The organism is Butyricicoccus sp. Marseille-Q5471, from assembly GCF_951230135.1.
Lineage (GTDB): Bacteria > Bacillota > Clostridia > Oscillospirales > Butyricicoccaceae > Agathobaculum.
Genome location: NZ_CATNVC010000041.1, coordinates 1 through 996 on the forward strand (window position 1 = coordinate 1; position 996 = coordinate 996).

At 57.5% G+C, this 996-nt stretch carries 2 protein-coding genes; both read left to right on the forward strand.

Annotated features, from left to right (window positions below):
- The coding region (locus QOX26_RS14295) for an ABC transporter permease (RefSeq protein ID WP_442870242.1) at nt 1-246 on the forward strand (246 nt) is incomplete at its 5' end.
- 55 nt (nt 247-301) lie between these two features.
- Nucleotides 302-996: sugar ABC transporter substrate-binding protein (locus QOX26_RS14300; protein ID WP_283675637.1), on the forward strand; the 695-nt coding region annotated here is incomplete at its 3' end.

Genomic DNA, 996 nt, shown 5'->3' on the forward strand with positions numbered 1-996 from the left:
CAGTCCACCGCGGGTCTCGATTACGAAATGGACGCGATTGCGTCGTGCGTTATCGGCGGCACGAGCCTGCTCGGCGGCTTCGGCTCGGTCTGGGGCACGCTGGTCGGCGCGATTATCATGATTGTCATCCGAAACGGCCTGAACCTGCTCAACGTATCGTCCAACCTGCAGAAGCTGGTCATTGGCGTGGTTATCCTGCTCGCCGTGCTGGCAGACGCGATTCGCATGAAAACGGCAAAGAAGTAAGCGCAAATCCGGTGAGATTGTACATAAAACCCACAGACTGAGAGGAGAAAACAAAATGAAAAAGAGAATTCTCGCAGCCCTGCTTGCAGCAGCCACCATGATGAGCCTGACCGCCTGCGGCGGCTCGGGCAGCAGCACCGACAGCGCCGCCGGCGGCGCCGAGGCCTCGGGCGACAGCAAGGACGTCAAGATTGCGTACATTGTTAAGGCCAAGAGTGACGAGTTCTGGACGACGATGGAAAAGGGCGCACTGGCATACGCGGAGGAAAAGGGCATTCAGGTGGATTTTCAGGCGCCTGAAAAGGAAACCGACGTGGAAAAGCAGGTGCAGTTCGTAGAAAACGCCGTTATCAAGGGCTATGACGCAATTATCCTGTCGGCAGCGGACTCGAAGAGCCTTGCACCGGCGGTTGCCAAGGCCAACGCTGCGAACATTCCGGTCATCCTCGTCAACGACACGATGGATCAGGAAGCGCTCGACGCAGAGGGCGCAAAGGTTGAGACCTATGTCGGCATCGACCAGTATGAAGCGGCTTCTCTGGCTGGCACTTACGCTGCGGAGAACATAAAGGACGGCAAGATTTTGTATCTGGAAGGCATTTCGGGCGTCGCGGCGCATGCCGACCGCCTCAACGGCTTTAAGGATCAGTGCGACGCGTTCTCGGTTGTCGCGTCCCAGACCGCACGCTGCGATCGCAACGAAGCGTTCAATGTCATGCAGAACGTGCTGTCCTCCAACCCTGAGGTAAA